Below are 16,681 nucleotides of genomic sequence, written 5' to 3'. Positions count from 1 at the left end.
CTCCCAATCAAAATTATGTCAGTCGAACGACATTATTTGATGAAGCGGTTCTCTTTTGCAAGAGCGATACCGTTCTTTTCCCAATCAGCACCACCGAGCTTGTTGAAATCCTCAAGGAATTTAGCCCAGTTCTCTTTTGTAAGCTCGCGCTTTCCGGTGAAGAACTCGACGACACCCTGCTGATAGAAGCGCTCAAGGTCTGCGCCCGGCTGGGGCATCTTGTCCTGTCCGATGCAAGCCGTCCACGGCTTTGACTGCATCGTGCGGAGAACCTCAAGACCCTTCATCTCTTTCTTGGAAACTTCAGTGATGTAGTTCGGGTAGCGTGAAGCAAGCTCGATATCCGAATTGTAGTAAACCATGTTGCGGAGCTGCGTGAGCGGCTGGGCAGCAGAGCTCGTGTAAGCGAGGTTCGGGTCGGGGAGATTGTCGGCGGTCGGAACACCCTGAGCGTTCTTCGTGTAGTTCACGCCCTCGACACCCCATCCGAGGAGATAGTAGCCTTCGTCTGAAGACATCCACTCAAGGAGCTTCGCGATAGCGGCTTTCTTTCCTTCAGAAGCAGCCTTCTGAGAAACAGCGTAAATGCGGTATGACTGTGAGTACGTTCCGACAGAAGACTTTCCTGACGGTCCAACCGGCGGATTTACGATAATCCACTCGCCCTCGGGGAAGTTCTTGTCGAACGGAGCGTAGTTTGACTTTGAAGAGTAAGCGGCGTTCTGCTCGCGCATGATTCCGAAGCGGCCCTGCTTCCAAGCAGCGCGGAAATCATCCTTCTTGTAAGCCAACCAGTTCGGGTCGATGACTTTCTCGTCGATAATCTTCTTGAAGAATTCCATCGCGTCGTAGTACTCGGGCTTGTTGATGTTGAGTCCGGCAGTCTCGACAGAAGAGAGGTTCCATGTTCCGGCCACGCCAAAAGCACCGAAAATAGGATCGAAGCGTCTTCCGAGACCTTCGTTCGTAGCAGAAACCTCAAGATATCCGCCGATTCCGTACGTATCATCCTTTCCGTTTCCATCAGGATCCTTGTAGGTGAATGCCTTCATGACTTCAAGGAATTCGTCTGTCGTTTTCGGAACAGAAAGGCCGAGCTTGTCGAGCCAGTCCTTGCGGATAAGAACGCCCTCGTTGCGGACGATTGAACCGGGCTGAGCCAAACCGTATGAATGGGTGACAGTCTTGCCCTTCTCCTGAACGGTGAAAGACGTGAACGCCTTTGCGCTTGCATCATAAAGCTTTGAAGTGCGGCCGGGCATCATATCGTACATATCATCGACGTTCGCCAAAAGCTGGTTCTCGACAAGCCTCGGAAGAACCTTGTTTGAAACCATGAAGATATCCGGAAGGGCATTAGCAGCACCTGCCGCGTTGATTTTCTGATCCTGGTCGTTCTCTGATGACGGAAGCGCCGACATATTGAGATTGATGTTCAGCTTTTCCTTGATGATTCCGTATCCAACCCAGTCAGCGGGCGGCGGACCAGCTTCCGTAACAGCCGCACCATACCAAAGTTCGATATCGACTGGTTTATCACTCGCTTTTGCCTCTCCGCCGTTTTTTGAACAAGAGAAGTCGAGCGATGCGATAGAAAGAACCATAGCCGCAAGAGCCATGTTTTTAACCATGTTTCTCATCATTTCCTCCTAATGAAAACATTTTTTTATAAAAATATCACTGTGCAACCCATGCACAGTGATATTGATGAATCAACCCTTAACGGAACCGAGCATTGTTCCCTTGGTGAAGTATTTCTGAATGAACGGATACGCAAGCATCATCGGAATCGCGGACATGAAGACTGAAGCAGCCTTGATTGCCTGAACGGAAGCATCGCCGAACGCGTTCGAATCGAGGTTCTCGCCCATTGCGCTTCCAAGAAGGATGTTGCGGAGCAAAATCGGCATCGGCTGCAGCGCTGACTCGTTGATGTAGAGGAGCGGGTGCATGAAGTCGTTCCAGAAACCGACCGCATAGTACAAACCGATTGTCATGATAATCGGCTTTGAAAGCGGAAGGATAATCGAAACGAGGACATACCATTCGGCAGCACCGTCGATGCGGGCAGATTCCTTGAGCGATTCAGGGATTCCCTCGAAGAATCCGCGCATAATCAAGCAGTTGTACGTACCGATCGCGCCGGGGATGAAAACCGATGCGAGGTGGTTCGTAAGATGAAGGTCTGTGACGACCAAGTATGTCGGGATGACACCGATGTTGAACAAGTACGGAATCAGAACGAAGTAGTTCAGGATTTTGCGGCCGGGAAGGTCGTGCACTGACATACAATATGACATCGGGATAGTCAAAGCCAAAGCCGTAACGACACCGAACGACATGATTTTCAGCGAGTTCCAGAACGCAAGGATGAAACCGTTATTTCCAAGGAGCGCCTTGTACGCCGAGGCATCCCAAACGAACGCCGACTTGTCGAAGTCGTACGGACGAAGGATGAATTTGTCGAATGTCGTGCCGCGGAAACCGTTCGGCGTGATTGACTGTGTTATAGTAGCAATCATCGGAATCGCAATGATAAGACCGATGAAAATAAGGAAGGCATTCACGCCGATGTAAAAGGCGCGGTCGCCGTTCGTCAGTTTGACTGTCTTTGGTTTTGCCATTTTTTTCTCCTCGTAAAAATATGATTACAAAAGTGAAGACTCCGTAAGTCTCTTGACAATCTTGTTGGAAACCATGACGAGGAGCATTCCGATTGCACCCTTGAAGATACCAACGGCAGTCGCCAAAGCAAACTTGAACTCAAGAAGACCCTGACGGTACACCCAAGTATCAATAATATCAGCGACAGAATAGACAGGAACCGAATACAGCATGAACATCTGGTTGAATCCGGCATCAAGAATCGTTCCGAGCTTGAGGAGGACGACCGTGACGATAACCGGCTTGATTGACGGCAGCGTGATGTACCATACGCGCTGCACGGCAGAAGCACCCTCGACCATCGCCGCCTCGAAAAGCGAGGGGTCGATTCCCATAAGCGCCGCGATAAAGATGATTGCCGCCCATCCCATTTCCTTCCACGCATCGGAAATGATGACGATTACAGGGAACGTATGGACGTTGGTAAGGAAGTCAACCGTCTGACCGCCGAAAAACTTGATTACGTCATTCACAAGACCGTCGCCGGGAGCGAGGAGAATGAGCAAGATACCGTACATGATAACCCACGAAAGGAAGTGCGGAAGATACGCGAGCGTCTGGACAACGCGTCGGAGAACATCATGCGTACATTCGTACAAAGCCACCGAAAGGATAATCGAAAGCGGAACGGAAACACAAAGCTTAGCTATGCTGTACAGAATAGTGTTCCTGAGAAGCTCCCCGAAATAAAAGGATTGGACAAACGACACGAAGTTGTCAAAGCCGACCCACACGCTTCCCCAAACGCCCTGTTTCGGGAAGAATTCCTTAAAAGCAATCTGTCCATTGATAATCGGACCATACTTCAAGACAGCATAGTACACGACCGGTATAATGAGCAGCGCATAGACAGAAAAATGTCTTTTTACGTCCTTCCAAAGGTCCTTTTTCGGAGCCTGGATGACTATTGTCTCTTTTGCGTTCATATCAAACCTCAGAATTTTTCTTAATAGTAGCGGGAACCAACGAAAATTTCCTTATATCTTATTGTACAAAAACGAACTTGTAAATTAATTCTTCGTGCGGATTTTCCCCGGCGGAATGCCATAAATTTTCTTGAAGACGCGGCAGAAATACGCCTGATCCTGGAACCCCGAATTCTCCGCGATTTCATAAATCGTGTCGTTCGTCTCAAGGAGCATCTTCGTGGCGATGTAAATCCGGTAGCGGTTGAGATATTCCCAAAGGCTCAGCCCGATTTCCTTGTGGAAAATCCTCGTAAGGTAATCTTCGGAAACGTGGACGGTGTCGGCAAGCTTCCAGCGGACAATCTGCTGCGACGCATTTTTGTTAAGGTAGAGAATCGCCTTCTTCACGAGCGCGCCCGTATGCGGCGGAAGGATTTCCTCGCCGGAGAGAATGTTGTGGATTCTCTCGTTGAACTGCTCCGATTCGGCGGCCCCGCGGTTGCAGAGGATAATCCGAGGATGCGAGCAGAGCGACTCGACGTACTGCTCCGAGACAACCTCGTCAGGAAGCACGATTATCGGAACGAGAACCGTCTTGTGGTTTTTCCGGATGCGCACGATGTCCTTCTCTTCGATATGCTCGAAAACGATGAGCGACGGCGTGATTTCGTTGAGGATGTCGTCGAATTCGTCCATCGAGGAAATCGAGACGGAATTCGAGTCGGTCGCCCACGTCCCGTAGCGCGCGTGCACGCAGCCGACGAAGAGGACGGCCGACGCCTTCTGCGCCTTGACTTCCTGCTCGAGCATTTCCATAAAGCTGTGCCCGATGAGCTTCTGGCTGAAGCAGATTACCGGCACGCGGAAAAGGCGCTCGTTCCGCCTGAGGCTGTACACCTTGACGATTTCGTCGATTGTAGACTCGTCGGGATTCCAGCAGAACGCAATCGAATCGGCGTTCATCCCGCTCTCCTCGAATTCCTTCATCGAGAACGGCTTTGCCCGGTGCCCGAAAATCTCGATTTCAGAACCGGAAAGCGAGAAAAGCGTAATCTCGCTCTCGTGGAATTTCATCGGGGGCATCCCGGAAAGGTTCGGCCACGGAATTATTATCTCCGACGTCTTGTCCGACTTCACGATTTCGCCGTACTGCAGGAGGATTATCTTCTCGGCGAGGAGGACGTCCGTCTTCTGCCAGTCGACTTTCGACGAGTCGAACGAGATGTGGAAGCCGTCGATATCGAACGACACGACGGGATTCTTTCCGTTCGACTCGAAAATCGTATCGACAGCCCGTTTGAGCCTGTCCACATCGCCGAACAGCATCGGAACTTCCGTGTCGAGCGACGCCGAAATGTTGACGGGAAGAATCTGCCGCACGTTGAAAAGCTTTTTGTCCATCGGCAGCTCGTCAACCTGCGTGCGCGTCAAATCGACGAGCGTCTCGGTCTTCTCAAGCTGCGCCTCAATCTGCGACTTGAGGAAAAGAAGCTGCTCGCTCAGGATTTCCGCATCGACAAGCCCGTCGTTCACGTTCGTCTCCATCTGCGTGACTTTCGACGAGAGGACTTTCAGCGGGTCGCACAGCTCGCTTCCGACGCTCGCGAAGAATTCGGTCTTCTCGAATTCCGCCTGCTCCGCGACCATCTTCGCCGCCTCAATCTCCTCGAAAAGGAATATGCTCTGGAGCGCGTTGCTGACGGAGGAACGCAAATCCTCGTAGACGATTCCGTCGCATCCCGAATAATTCGCGACGATGTACCCGTACGAGCGGTTCTCCATAAAAAGCGGCTGGACGACAAAAACGCCGCGCGCCGTGTCCGCCGCATATTCCTCGGGAAGAAGACGATCGCCGTCAAAAGGAATCGGGTCGGTGCGGATGCCGTCGTCAATTTCGGAATCGACGATGTTGAATCCGCCGAAATACTGCGAGTCGCCGCCGTCCGTATGGAGGACGATGGAAAGCGTCTTTATGCCGATTTTCGGAAGATGCGCCTTGAGGACGCGCACGAGGTCTTTCCTGATGTGGACGGAAAGCAGGTCGCTTTTGAGCGCGCTCAGAACGGTGCTGACCTGGTTCGTGTACGAGCGCCTGTTTGCGTAGACGCGCCCCTGAATCTGCGGGACAAGGACGTACAGCGTCCTCAGAATCTTGTCGATGTACTCCTCGGAAAGGCTGTTCGAATTGCGTATCGCGGCAATCGCCGTAAAGATGTCGGAAAGCTCGCCGTCACGGACGAAGCATTCCTCGATGAGTTTTCCCGCATGCGAGAAGAACTCGCTCTTCGAGTTGGAGAACAGCGCCTCGAGCATCGGCTCAATCTTGTCCCGCGCGAAATCGGAATCGACGCCGCGCCTCATGACACGGCAGAATTCCTCCTTTATTTGCTGGCGCGTCTTCATCTTTCCTTTCGAGTCGGACGGGGCGATGAGCGACTTGAAATTGTTGCACCCGCAGCTCTCGCGTATGACGGGATACGCCGTCATGAATTCGTCGGAAACATCCTGCTCCCCGTCGAGGATTTTCCGAATCATGCGGAACGCCTCGATTCCGAGCTCCGACTGCGGCATGTGGACGGTCGAGAAACGCGGGTTGTACGCGCGGCCTTCTATCGTATCGTTGAATCCGCCGACGATGAAATCCTTGGGAACCCGGAAACCGCGCTTGACGAAATAATCGACGACCTGCTTCGCCATCAAATCGCTGGACGCCACGAGCGCGTCGAAATCCTTCCCCGGAACAAGCCCGCGCTTCTCGTAAAGCTCGACGGCGGCGGCCTCCGCCTCATACCACGAGCAGCAGCTTGAGACGAGATTCTCGTTTTCAGGCGTCGCCAAATTGTTCTCGCGCATGGCGTCTTTGTACGCGCGGTATCTGTCCTCCGCGGAGGAATGGTTTTCCGGGCCGCGGACAAACGCGATTCGCTTCGCGCCGTGCACCTTTATGAAATGCTCGACGAGTGATTTCATTCCGCTGTACGCGTCGAATTCGACAAACGGGTTCCCGCCGATTTTATGCCCGATGGTGACGTACGGGATTCCGTCGAATTTCTTGTGGAATTCGTTCAGCTCGGAAATCGAAACGGAACCGCCGATGCTCGACGACCACGAGATGAGCCCGTCCAGATTGGTAGAATTTGCGAGCGAATATATCCGGTTCCGCAACGAGCCTGGTCCACTTCCCGCATCAAGTTTTCCGCCAGGAAACACAAAAAACGACGACTTCCTCGACTCCGAAGCTTTCGCCGCGAGGCTCAGCCACAAATTGAGCGAAGACCCCGTGTGAATTGTCGCAAGGATAAAACCAATCCTTTTGCCGACGTTGTTTTCCGAATGAGAATTTTTCATAAAAGATTCCTTTTCCTTTTCTTGAGAAACAGCAGTTTCAATTCTAATTGCATGTCGTTTTTTTTACAAGTTCTGGTAGTTTTTGTACAAATTGACTCAAACTTAAAAAACGCGGCAAATCGGAAAACAAACAAACGATGTCGGATTTGCACAAATAAAATAATTGCATTTGCATGGCATAAAATATATCATTTTTGAAAATTACATTTGGTGGTACCACTTTTTCATCGGCGGCTCCACCTTGGAGGCTAAAAATGGCTTTGCAGTCAATAAAAGACGTTGTAAAAACGGTAAAACGTCCCGAAAAAGTCCTTCAGTTCGGTGAAGGTGGATTTCTCCGCGCGTTTGTGGACTGGCAGATAGATATCGCCAACGAGAAAGCAGGATTCAACGGAAATGTCGTTATTGTCCAACCGCTCGAAAAGGGAATGGTTGACGCGATGAACGCGCAGAACAACTTGTACACGACAGTCCTCCGCGGAATGAAAGACGGAAAGCCCACCGTCGAAACGCGCTGCATCAACTCCATCAGCCGCTCAATCAATCCGTACACGAATTACGACGAGTACATCGCGCTTGCCTCCAGCCCGGATTTGCGCTTCATCGTCTCCAACACGACGGAGGCGGGAATCCGCTTCGACGCGGAGATTGGCGGCGTTCCCGTGACGCTCGACCAGAAGCCGCAGCAGAATTTCCCCGCGAAAGTGACGGCATTTCTCTACAAAAGGTTCCAGGCGTTCGGCGGCGACAAGTCGAAGGGAATGATTCTCATCCCGTGCGAGCTTTCAGACCAGGCGGGACTCAACCTGCGCATAAACATCCTCCGCTACGCGGAAATGTGGCAGCTCGGGCCGGACTTCATCAACTGGTTCGACGAGGCGTGCGACGTCTGCTCTTGTCTCGTTGACCGCATCGTTCCGGGATATTTCCCGCTCCTCTCAAAGGAAGAGAACGGAAAGACGCAGGCAGAGAACCTCTGCGAGAAACTCGGCTACGAGGACAAGCTCCTCGACTCCGCTGAGCTTTTCCACTTCTGGGTCATCGAGTCAAAGAAGAGCCACGAGGACGAACTTCCGCTCGTCAAGGCGGGGCTTTCGGTAAAGTGGGTCCAGAACATGGACTACTACCACACGAGAAAAGTCCGCATTTTGAACGGCGCGCACACGTCAAGCGTTCTCGCGGCGTTCCTCGCAGGCTCGAACTACGTCCAGGACATCGTCTGCGACACGAAAGTCGGCTCGGGATTCAACGAACCGAACGCGGCTGCGAACAAATTCATGCACGACATCATCTTCAACGAAATCGTCCCGTCAATCGACGGCGACCAGGATGACTTGAAGAAATACGCGGAGGACGTCTGGACGCGCTTCCAGAACCCGTTCAACCCGCACCGCCTCATCGAGATTTCGCTCAACAGCGTGGCGAAATACTGGACGCGCTGCTTGCCGAGCGTGACGCAGTCAATCAAGAAGAACGGCTCCGTTCCGAAGCTTCTCGGCTTCTCAATCGCGTCGCTCATCGCGTTCTACAACGGAACGGAAATCAAGACGGACGAGAAAGGCGCGAAATACCTCGAGTCGAAGAGGGATGACGGCGTCTACCCGAACAAGGACACCCTCCCCGTCCTCGAATTCTTCGCCGCCCTCAACAAGGAGACGAAGGACGCGAAGGTCATCGCAAAGCGCGTCCTCTCGAACACCGATTTCTGGAAGGAAGATTTGACGAAGTACGCCGGGCTGGAAGAAGCCGTCGCAGGCCACCTCGCCGACATCCAGTCAAAGGGAATGAAAGCCGCTTTGGCTGACATCGTAAAATAACCGGCTGAACGAACGCTCCCCGCGAGGATTTCCCGCGGGGAGTTTTTTTTCATGAAAACAGGCTCACCATTGTGAAATGACGGGTCGTATCATGCTGAACTCGTTTCGGAATCCAAAAACTGCTGTATCCTACAATGACGGCAGTTGCGTTTTTGCGTTGCTTATGTACTCTTCCTCAAGCGTGTGCGTCTTTCCGAAAATGTGCGTCGCAAAATAATGCGAGACCGGGAAGTCCGAGCCGAAGAGGATTTTTGAACTGTCCGTGGCTTTTTCGCGGAGAAGCTTGAGGTCTTCGCTTGCGATGCAGGCGGTGTCGGAGAAGACGTTTTGGTATTTGTTGAGCATCTCCGCGGTTTCCTTGACCGGGTTCGAGTGGGCGAGGATTACGCGCGCGCTCTTGTACTCCGCGAAGAATCTTTCAAATCTTGTCGGAAGGTCGCACTTTTGCGGCCCGCAGTGAATCAGAACCGTTTTTTCATTCTTGTCAGCCCATGAAAAAATCTCGTGCAGCGCCCTTTCGTGCTTCGGATTCTCTTCGTCCCAGTTTTGTCCGGCCGGATGCAGCTTTATTCCGCAGTAGTCGAGCGCCCCCGCCGCGCTCTCCACGCTGATTCCCTGCTCTGCGTATTTTGGAATGAACCAGAGATACGGCCGCGCGGTCAAGACATCAGACTCGAAGTTCAAGGCGTACTCGATTTCCTCCTCCACCCTCAAAAACTCCGCATCGTCCCTGCAGCTTGACGTTGATGAATAGCGGATTTCGGTGACGCCTGTCTTTGCAGAGAGACTTTCGATAAGCTCGAACAGCTCCAGCGCGTCATAGTAGATTTCGTTGAACTGCCCGATGTGGACGTGGTGGTCGGTCATGTTCTAGCCGGGCTGATTCCCAAAAGGACTTCTGCTGGAATGCGGAGCCCTGAAACAAGTTTCCGTATCATCGATATGCTCAACTTTCTTTTGTGCGAGAAGATTTCAGAAATGCGGGATTTGCTCCCAAAATACTAAACCATGTCCTCGTTCGTGAGATTCTCCTGTTCCATGCGGAATTTTATCGCCTCCACAGGGTCTGGGGACTTGATGGGAAAGTTTTCCTTCTCATACAGCTCGACGAGAGCCACAAGAAGCTCAAGCTCGTCGCATTCAGGTGTTCCCTCTTCGGCATCGAAAAGCTCGTCGATTCTTTTCATGGCGATGTCGTAGTCTTCTTTTGTCTTTATGAGTCTGTCGTAAGCCATTAGATTTCCTCAAAAAAAAGACTTGTAATCTTGGCACTTCCCTCATGTTGGGAGGCTTTTTCATTACAAGTCTGTTCAATTTCTATTTCAGAGAATAGCAAAAAACAGAAATGTTTCAAGCAATTTTTCTCGGTAATGTGGACGTGGTGGTCGGGCATGAGGGTAAAAAGAAAAAGCAGGACAAATCGAGAGGAAATGTCCTGCTGTGTGGAACTAATAACAATTGTCAACAATTGACACTGATGACTTCTTCAAATCCGTTCCACGATTTTATCCAGATATGACCTTGATTGCTGCCTATAAAACCTTTTGCAGTTGCTAGTGCAGCCTGCTTGCTTGGTAGATTCGATGCAGAATCAGTCATAGAGCCTTTCTTTCTGACATCCCATTTTCCATCGGCCTTTTCAATGATGATGTAATTCATAGTTCACCTCTTATTGTAAGAATCGTTCTAAATTTCGCCATAGGCGGTACATACTTCTTTGTTTATAGCATTTCCCAATAATGACCAGATTTTGACTTTGGGCATTTTATTTTTACAAAAACATCTCCAGTCTCATCTCCTTTTGCAATCATGCCGCAATAGTAACATCTGAAGCGATAAGGCCAAATGATATCATCATCGTCTATAGGCTCTTCTTTATTATCACCTCCATCAGATGGATAATATGATTTTCCGTCTGTCCAACCACAGTTTTCGCATTTGTAGCGACCTGTATCATAATTGAAAATTACACTGTTCTCACCACATTTACAACAGTAACCGCCTGCCATAAACAAGCCTGTTCCAAGATTCAATGCATACGACGGCTTTATATTTTTCAATGTTTTCATGATAAAATCCTCTATTGTATTAATTTAAGCTTCAGTAAGGCCGCAACTGGTGCAAGTTCCGTTATAGATTGTCCATGTTTTGCATTTTGGACACTTTTTTCCTTTACCGATTTTTTCACTATCCCAGTCTGGTTCTAGCGCTACCCAATCGCAGTTGCTACATAGCATACCATGCCCCTCTTTATAAACCGTAAATTTCTTGCAGTTCGGACATTGCAATCCTTTTGCCATAAAACACTCCTTGTTTAACAAAATTTTCGAGAAGCGAGATGTTTTTTTCTTTTCTCGATATTGTCGAGTGTACAGCCGTTTATTCTCGAAGTCAACTGAAATTTTTTCCCCTTTTCTCGAATAAAGTGAGAGAATGAGTTATTTGGATGATTTCAGAATGAATGTGAAATATTACCGTGAGCAAAGGCGCATATCCCAACTTGATTTGGCCATGCTCTGCGATTGCGGCAACGGTACGATTGGAGGAATTGAATCGGGAAAGGCAAAGCCGTCTTTTGACATGATGATAAAAATCGCGGAGGCGTTGAAAGTGAATCCCGCCGACCTTTTTATCCGTGATTCCTCAAGAAGCAAAGTAGAACTCAAAGATTCCCTGAAAACATATTTCGATACGATTTTGGCTCGCCTGTAAAAACAACTTCAATCAATCATCTTGATAACAATTCTTGTTTCTGAAATTTCATTGTGGAAGAAGTGAAAATGCAGCATGGGGGCGCGGCAACATGGGCGCAATTTTTTGTCCCCGCCGAGGCGTGTTCACAATTGTCTGAAATCCACCGATAATCTAAAACGGCGCGACCAATAGGGACTTTTTCGAGTCTTGAAAAGTTGGCGGTTAGCCTTTCTGGCTCTAGTGGCGAGTAGCCGTATGGTGAAAGCCAGAAAAACAGCTGGGAGGGTGTGCGGTGACCAAAATCTTCATGATTTTCGTGATAATCGTGGTGCTTATGCTACTCGGTTATCAGGCTTGGTAAACCAACCTCTTCTCACCTAAAGTGTGAAAGAGCAAAAAAAATAGCCGCCTAGTCTGACCACTAAGCGGCGTACCCGAAAGGGTATTAAACTGACGTATGAAGGCTAACCGTAATTTTGGTCGTGCTTCTTTTTTATTTTAGTCCGTCGTCTGCCCTTTGTCAAATTTCGCGCGCATGCGTTGAACACCTGCGGTCTATCAGAACTACAAATCGCACACATACAGACAATCATCAACGACATTGTTGAAGTCAAGGCAGCAAACGCATAATCATAGAAAAATCCCACACATGCGCAAGAATTGCACCGCAATTCTTGGCGACGGCTGCCGCCAATTAGCAACGCCTAGGACACACTCGGCTCTTGGCAGCGTTCTCCCTCAATCGCACATTCAAATCCACCGATAATCTAACCAGTTTCCACAAGAAACTGCGCGACCATAGGGGCTCTCGCGAGTCCCGAAGGTGTTGGCGGTTGCTCTTCAATCTCTACCGAACGTTGTGAAACGTGCGGAATAAAGTTTTGGAGGGCGTGCAATGACAGCGAAAATCATTTTGGTTTTGGCGATAGCCTGCTTCTTCTTGGCAGGCTATCCCGCTTGGTGATTGCGCTCTCTCGCTGAAAAGTCCAGAGAGTAAAAAATAACCGCCTAAGTCTCTCAACTTGGCGGCTTTTACCAAAAAGTGAAGACCAACCGTAGCATTTGGAAATGTTGACGCATTTCCGTGGTTGCGCTTCTTTTTTTATTTTAGTCCGCCGCCTGCCCTTTGTCAAATTTCGCGCGCATGCGTTGAACACCTGCGGTCTATCAGAACTACAAATCGCACACATACAGAAATCATCAACGACATTGTTGAAGTCAAGGCAGCAAACGCATAATCATAAAAAAATCCCACACATGCGCAAGAATTGCACCGCCTAGGACACACACGGCTCTTGGCAGCGTTCTCCCTCAATCCCTCATTCAAATCCACCGATAATCTAACCAGTTTCATCAAGAAACTGCGCGACCATAGGGACTCTCGCGAGTCCCGACAAGAATGGCGGTTGGTCTTTCTGGCTCCAGTGACTTTGTCGTACGGCGAAGTCAAAAACTTTAGCTAGGGGGACGTGCGTGACAAGAAAAGAAATCATCATGATTTTGGCGATAATCGCGCTTTTTCTGCTCGGTTATCCCGCTTGGTAAACGCGCCTCTTTTCGCAAACATAGCGTGAGAGCAAAAAATAGCCGCCTAGTCTGACCACTAAGCGGCGGTATCCGTAAAGGACATTGCAATTTAGGACGAAGACCAACCGTGTTCTTGGTTGCGCTTCTTTTTTTATTTTAGTCCGCCGCCTGCCCTTTGTCAAATCTCGCGCGCATGCGTTGAACACCTGCGGTCTATCAGAACTGCAAATCGCACTCATCCAGACAATCATCAACGATATTGTTGAAGTCAAGGCAGCAAACGCCTGATGCCAACGCAATCGGGGAAAAACACTGATATGTGAAGGAAGAAAGTAAGACAACCTGGCGTTCCGATTCATGCGCGCTTTTCAAAAGCTGTGGATTTTTGTGGGAAAGTCCGATATATTTAGAAAAGAAGCACAGCCACGGGAACGCTCCAACGTTCCCCCAGAACTACGGTTGGTCTTCGTATTATTGGTTAGAAACCGCCAAGTTCGGAAGACTTAGGCGGTTCTTTTTTTACCCTTTACTTTTTGAGGTAAGAGAGTACTGCAACAATTGCGCTTACGACGGACGCAAGACAACTCACGACCGCAATGCAAAGCATCAAATCCATTGCAGACCTCCTCAAATTCGGATTCCGCCATCTTTCGATGACAGTAGAGTTTGAAGAGCAACCGCCAATTCCTTCGGAAATTTTCCTATGACTGTGCGTTTTTATTTTCGGATTTTTTTTCTGCTGATTTGAGGCGCGCTTTTTTTGTTCTCGTCAGCGCAATCGATGAAAATGCTGAAAGAAAGGAACCAACCCGACAGTTGACGCGGTTGGAATTACATGGCAGCGACTCGCAAAAACCAGATGGGACTGACCCGACAGCGTTCACTAGAAGCTACAGCCCACGCAGTCAGAATTACAATGCGGCGACTCGCCAAAACCTTTCGTCGGAAAATCTATAAAAAAGGGCCTGTTTGGTCAATTATTCAGAAGGCGGGAACATCACATATTTCATGGCAAAATTCTCATTGAGAATTTTGCCGTTTACGCATAAAACGAACAGGAGCGGGCTGTTCAAAACGATGACGACGCTTCTCCTGTTCTGCCCTCAATCAATCCTGATGATTGTTTCTACCGTCAGGCCAAAGAAGTCGAGCTTTTCCCGCGGAGGTTCGTCGCAGGGAAACAGATTACGTCACTCCTTGCTTTTGCGGCGGACGGGAATCCATATTGCGCTGCGGTAGTCAGGGTCGGAAGTTTTTCCGGTGGAATCGTACCATTCGACATTGGAATTCCCGCAGAGCTCGTAGTCGGGGTTTCCGGGGAGCCATTCCTTGAAAATCCGCGTGTTCATCGACTGGAGGGATTCGGGAATCGCGCCGATGCAGTCGAACACAGCCCAATCGCCTTGGGGAAAATCGTAGACGACCATTCCGTCGGGAACGTCCCCGCCTGCGTATTTCCCCGCGATAAGATAGCGGAACCGCCCCGAATCCAAATCGTCGATGCAGATTCCATACTCGCCGATGCAGTTCTCCGCGACTGCCTTCTCGTACGGATTCTGCGGCTCGTTTCCGGCACAGACGGAGGACGCGTATTTTTCGCGGACCTCGTCCCAGAATTTCGGAATTTCATCGTAGGCAGTATCCGCCGAAAAGATTTTCTGGAACCCAATGACCCGAAACCCGAATTTTTGCGCAATTTTGTAATCCATAAAAGCGCCTCCCTGAACAGAAATTGTTATCGTCAGTGGAAGGAACGATTTTCCTTTCGCGCCGCCCCTCACCTGCGACGGGCTGAAACCGTGGAAGCGTGAGAACGCCTTCGCGAAACTTTCGGGCGTCTCGTAACAGTAGCGGAAGGCTATGTCGATTATCTTGTCACCGCTTTCCGCCAAGTCGCGCGACGCAAGATAAAGGCGCCTGTTCCGGATATACTCGCCGATTGTGTATCCCGTCATCAGCGAGAACCCGCGCTGAAGGAAGAACGACGACGAGGCGACTTCTCGGGCGACATCCTCGGCCGTTATGTCGTCCGTAAGATGCTGCTCCATAAAATCGATTGATTTCCGAATACATGCAAGCCATTCCATTCTGCTGCCTCCTTTTCCCTGACGATTCGATTCTACATGCCGGGCAAAAAACAGTCCTGTCATTTTGTGCGCAGTTTTGTCCGTCCGGAGCGGAAAAAACAGGGCTATTATTTATAGAAGAAAACAGAAAAAACGCGCATCCGCGGAATATGGCTCTATTGTTTTAAACGACAGCGTTTTTTTCAAAGGGGGCGCCCCTATAATTTACTTATCATTCAAATCAGGAGGAAATGAAAATGTTGAAAAGAGTAATCGCGATTTCTGCCGCGCTTGTGATGGGAGCGCTCGCGTTCGCGCAGTCGGTGGCTGACGGAGGCGCTTCTCCCGAAAAAGCGGGAAGCGTCAGCGCGACATGGGAATGGAAATCGATTCCGAAATCGAAAATCGGGACGGACGAATTCAACTTCAAGAAGCCCATCGCTCTCGATGCCGTCGCAGGCTCAAAGGGCGCGAAATTCCAGCTCGAAAAGGGTTCGGTGAAATTCAAGAAGGAATCGTACACGGCGCTCTACCACGGAACAAAATCCTCCTCGACGCTTGATTCCCTCATAACGAAACCGGGCGACAGGAAAGCCGAATATTCAATCACCATCGACGATGCCGCGGACATAACGTTCACGCTCGCGGGCAACGGCTCGGCGGGAAAAGAGCGCTGCGCCGTCCTCGTGAAGCTCGGCGCTGATGGAAATCCGGAAAAGATTCTCGGAATCGACGGGCTGAGCCAGGACTCGACGGCGCCGATAACATACAAAAACGCGCCGAAGGGAACGTACTACCTCTACGGAAACGGATTCAGGATTATCAAGGTCGAGGCAAAAAACTAGCCTTCCCCACCCCAAAAAAACGACGGCCCGCCAAAAGCGGGTCGTTTTGCTTTTTACGGGGACATGCGGTAAACTGAAATCCAAAACACAATTCCGCCAGATTCTGGCGGACGGAGAAACGATGGAACTTCTTTCCGCCGAAGAGATAACATGCGTCATGGAGCGATTCCGCGAGCGGAACCCGAACCCGAAATGCGAGCTTGAATGGAAAAACCCGTTTACGCTCCTCGTCTCGACGGTGCTTTCAGCGCAGGCGACGGACAAAAGCGTCAACGAGAACACGAAGGAGCTTTACGAAATAGCCGACACGCCGCAGAAAATGCTCGCCCTCGGACGCGAGAAACTTATCGGCCACATACGCCCCATCGGTCTTTCATCGACAAAATCGAAGAACATCATCGCGCTGAGCGAAAAGCTGTGCGCGGAATTCGGCGGAACAGTCCCGCACGACAGGGAAAAGCTGATGTCGCTTCCCGGCGTCGGGCGCAAAACCGCGAACGTCGTCCTGAACGTCGTGTGGAACGAGCCGACGATGCCGGTGGACACGCACCTTCTCAGAATCTGCCCGAAAATCGGGCTTGCCGAGGGGGAGACGCCCGAGGAAGTCGAAAAAAGCCTTACTGAGCGCATTCCCGGACAATACATGACGCACGCCCACCACTGGCTGATTCTTCACGGACGGTATGTCTGCAAGGCGAGGAAACCGCTGTGCGAATCGTGCCTCATAAACGATATTTGCAAGAAAAACGAGAAACAATAAAATAGAGGGAGATGTTGCGATACGTATGCTGAAATAAAAAGCGGTCATCGAG

At 50.3% G+C, this 16,681-nt stretch carries 14 protein-coding genes; 4 read left to right on the top strand and 10 right to left on the bottom strand.

Annotated features, from left to right (window positions below; all coding sequences use genetic code 11):
• Positions 1-32 precede the first annotated feature (32 nt).
• From TRESADRAFT_RS08135 to TRESADRAFT_RS08120, 4 genes are all read right to left on the bottom strand, one after another.
• On the bottom strand, positions 33-1,640 hold the full coding sequence (locus tag TRESADRAFT_RS08135; RefSeq protein WP_002704641.1) for an extracellular solute-binding protein: 1,608 nt from the start codon (positions 1,638-1,640) through the stop codon (positions 33-35).
• Between the two features lie 72 nt (positions 1,641-1,712).
• Positions 1,713-2,624 carry a carbohydrate ABC transporter permease gene (locus TRESADRAFT_RS08130; protein WP_002704638.1) on the bottom strand — a complete coding sequence of 304 codons (912 nt, stop codon included), beginning with the start codon at positions 2,622-2,624 and terminating at the stop codon, positions 1,713-1,715.
• 24 nt (positions 2,625-2,648) lie between these two features.
• Positions 2,649-3,590 (bottom strand): ABC transporter permease, encoded by a 942-nt coding sequence (locus tag TRESADRAFT_RS08125; protein ID WP_002704636.1) that lies wholly within the window; start codon positions 3,588-3,590, stop codon positions 2,649-2,651.
• Positions 3,591-3,674: 84 nt separating this feature from the next.
• Positions 3,675-6,920 carry a substrate-binding domain-containing protein gene (locus TRESADRAFT_RS08120; RefSeq protein ID WP_002704633.1) on the bottom strand — a complete coding sequence of 1,082 codons (3,246 nt, stop codon included), beginning with the start codon at positions 6,918-6,920 and terminating at the stop codon, positions 3,675-3,677.
• 254 nt (positions 6,921-7,174) lie between these two features.
• Here TRESADRAFT_RS08120 and TRESADRAFT_RS08115 point away from each other — a divergent pair, with 254 nt between their 5' ends.
• On the top strand, positions 7,175-8,737 hold the full coding sequence (locus tag TRESADRAFT_RS08115; RefSeq protein WP_002704632.1) for a tagaturonate reductase: 1,563 nt from the start codon (positions 7,175-7,177) through the stop codon (positions 8,735-8,737).
• Between the two features lie 129 nt (positions 8,738-8,866).
• Here the strand turns inward: TRESADRAFT_RS08115 and TRESADRAFT_RS08110 are convergent, their stop codons facing one another.
• The 5 genes from TRESADRAFT_RS08110 to TRESADRAFT_RS16015 form a co-directional block, all read right to left on the bottom strand.
• A complete protein-coding gene (locus TRESADRAFT_RS08110; protein ID WP_002704630.1) occupies positions 8,867-9,604 on the bottom strand; it encodes an amidohydrolase family protein in 738 nt (245 codons plus the stop codon).
• 134 nt (positions 9,605-9,738) lie between these two features.
• Positions 9,739-9,972 (bottom strand): helix-turn-helix domain-containing protein, encoded by a 234-nt coding sequence (locus tag TRESADRAFT_RS16505; RefSeq protein WP_002704628.1) that lies wholly within the window; start codon positions 9,970-9,972, stop codon positions 9,739-9,741.
• Positions 9,973-10,198: 226 nt separating this feature from the next.
• A complete protein-coding gene (locus tag TRESADRAFT_RS08095) occupies positions 10,199-10,396 on the bottom strand; it encodes a hypothetical protein (RefSeq protein ID WP_002704627.1) in 198 nt (65 codons plus the stop codon).
• A gap of 62 nt (positions 10,397-10,458) precedes the next feature.
• Positions 10,459-10,806 (bottom strand): hypothetical protein, encoded by a 348-nt coding sequence (locus TRESADRAFT_RS16020; protein ID WP_002704626.1) that lies wholly within the window; start codon positions 10,804-10,806, stop codon positions 10,459-10,461.
• A gap of 24 nt (positions 10,807-10,830) precedes the next feature.
• Positions 10,831-11,037 carry a hypothetical protein gene (locus tag TRESADRAFT_RS16015; protein WP_002704625.1) on the bottom strand — a complete coding sequence of 69 codons (207 nt, stop codon included), beginning with the start codon at positions 11,035-11,037 and terminating at the stop codon, positions 10,831-10,833.
• Between the two features lie 142 nt (positions 11,038-11,179).
• On the opposite strand from TRESADRAFT_RS16015, the gene TRESADRAFT_RS08090 reads away from it, so the two are divergent.
• Positions 11,180-11,449 (top strand): helix-turn-helix domain-containing protein, encoded by a 270-nt coding sequence (locus tag TRESADRAFT_RS08090; RefSeq protein ID WP_159100052.1) that lies wholly within the window; start codon positions 11,180-11,182, stop codon positions 11,447-11,449.
• Positions 11,450-14,148: 2,699 nt separating this feature from the next.
• Here TRESADRAFT_RS08090 and TRESADRAFT_RS08085 read toward each other — a convergent pair.
• The gene (locus tag TRESADRAFT_RS08085) at positions 14,149-15,045 is read right to left on the bottom strand and encodes an AraC family transcriptional regulator (protein ID WP_002704623.1); all 897 of its coding nucleotides are present in this window, start codon (positions 15,043-15,045) and stop codon (positions 14,149-14,151) included.
• A 230-nt stretch (positions 15,046-15,275) separates the two neighbouring features.
• On the opposite strand from TRESADRAFT_RS08085, the gene TRESADRAFT_RS08080 reads away from it, so the two are divergent.
• Both TRESADRAFT_RS08080 and nth read left to right on the top strand, forming a co-directional pair.
• A complete protein-coding gene (locus TRESADRAFT_RS08080) occupies positions 15,276-15,869 on the top strand; it encodes a hypothetical protein (protein ID WP_040842664.1) in 594 nt (197 codons plus the stop codon).
• A gap of 121 nt (positions 15,870-15,990) precedes the next feature.
• Positions 15,991-16,629, top strand: coding sequence for an endonuclease III (nth, locus tag TRESADRAFT_RS08075; RefSeq protein WP_002704621.1), 639 nt, complete (start codon positions 15,991-15,993; stop codon positions 16,627-16,629).
• Positions 16,630-16,681: the final 52 nt, after the last annotated feature.

Origin of the sequence: Treponema saccharophilum DSM 2985 (genome assembly GCF_000255555.1) — a bacterium.
GTDB classification, from domain to species: domain Bacteria; phylum Spirochaetota; class Spirochaetia; order Treponematales; family Treponemataceae; genus Treponema_D; species Treponema_D saccharophilum.
The sequence above is the reverse complement of the archived record's forward strand: the minus strand, read 5'-3'. Positions and strand labels throughout refer to the sequence as shown.

Excerpts from the sequence above, each read along its gene's own strand:
- TRESADRAFT_RS08135 (WP_002704641.1), bottom strand. The coding sequence starts at position 1,640 with ATGAGAAACATGGTTAAAAACATGGCTCTTGCGGCTATGGTTCTTTCT.
- TRESADRAFT_RS08130 (WP_002704638.1), bottom strand. The coding sequence starts at position 2,624 with ATGGCAAAACCAAAGACAGTCAAACTGACGAACGGCGACCGCGCCTTT.
- TRESADRAFT_RS08125 (WP_002704636.1), bottom strand. The coding sequence starts at position 3,590 with ATGAACGCAAAAGAGACAATAGTCATCCAGGCTCCGAAAAAGGACCTT.
- TRESADRAFT_RS08120 (WP_002704633.1), bottom strand. The coding sequence starts at position 6,920 with ATGAAAAATTCTCATTCGGAAAACAACGTCGGCAAAAGGATTGGTTTT.
- TRESADRAFT_RS08115 (WP_002704632.1), top strand. The coding sequence starts at position 7,175 with ATGGCTTTGCAGTCAATAAAAGACGTTGTAAAAACGGTAAAACGTCCC.
- TRESADRAFT_RS08110 (WP_002704630.1), bottom strand. The coding sequence starts at position 9,604 with ATGACCGACCACCACGTCCACATCGGGCAGTTCAACGAAATCTACTAT.
- TRESADRAFT_RS16505 (WP_002704628.1), bottom strand. The coding sequence starts at position 9,972 with ATGGCTTACGACAGACTCATAAAGACAAAAGAAGACTACGACATCGCC.
- TRESADRAFT_RS08095 (WP_002704627.1), bottom strand. The coding sequence starts at position 10,396 with ATGAATTACATCATCATTGAAAAGGCCGATGGAAAATGGGATGTCAGA.
- TRESADRAFT_RS16020 (WP_002704626.1), bottom strand. The coding sequence starts at position 10,806 with ATGAAAACATTGAAAAATATAAAGCCGTCGTATGCATTGAATCTTGGA.
- TRESADRAFT_RS16015 (WP_002704625.1), bottom strand. The coding sequence starts at position 11,037 with ATGGCAAAAGGATTGCAATGTCCGAACTGCAAGAAATTTACGGTTTAT.
- TRESADRAFT_RS08085 (WP_002704623.1), bottom strand. The coding sequence starts at position 15,045 with ATGGAATGGCTTGCATGTATTCGGAAATCAATCGATTTTATGGAGCAG.
- TRESADRAFT_RS08080 (WP_040842664.1), top strand. The coding sequence starts at position 15,276 with ATGAAAATGTTGAAAAGAGTAATCGCGATTTCTGCCGCGCTTGTGATG.
- nth (WP_002704621.1), top strand. The coding sequence starts at position 15,991 with ATGGAACTTCTTTCCGCCGAAGAGATAACATGCGTCATGGAGCGATTC.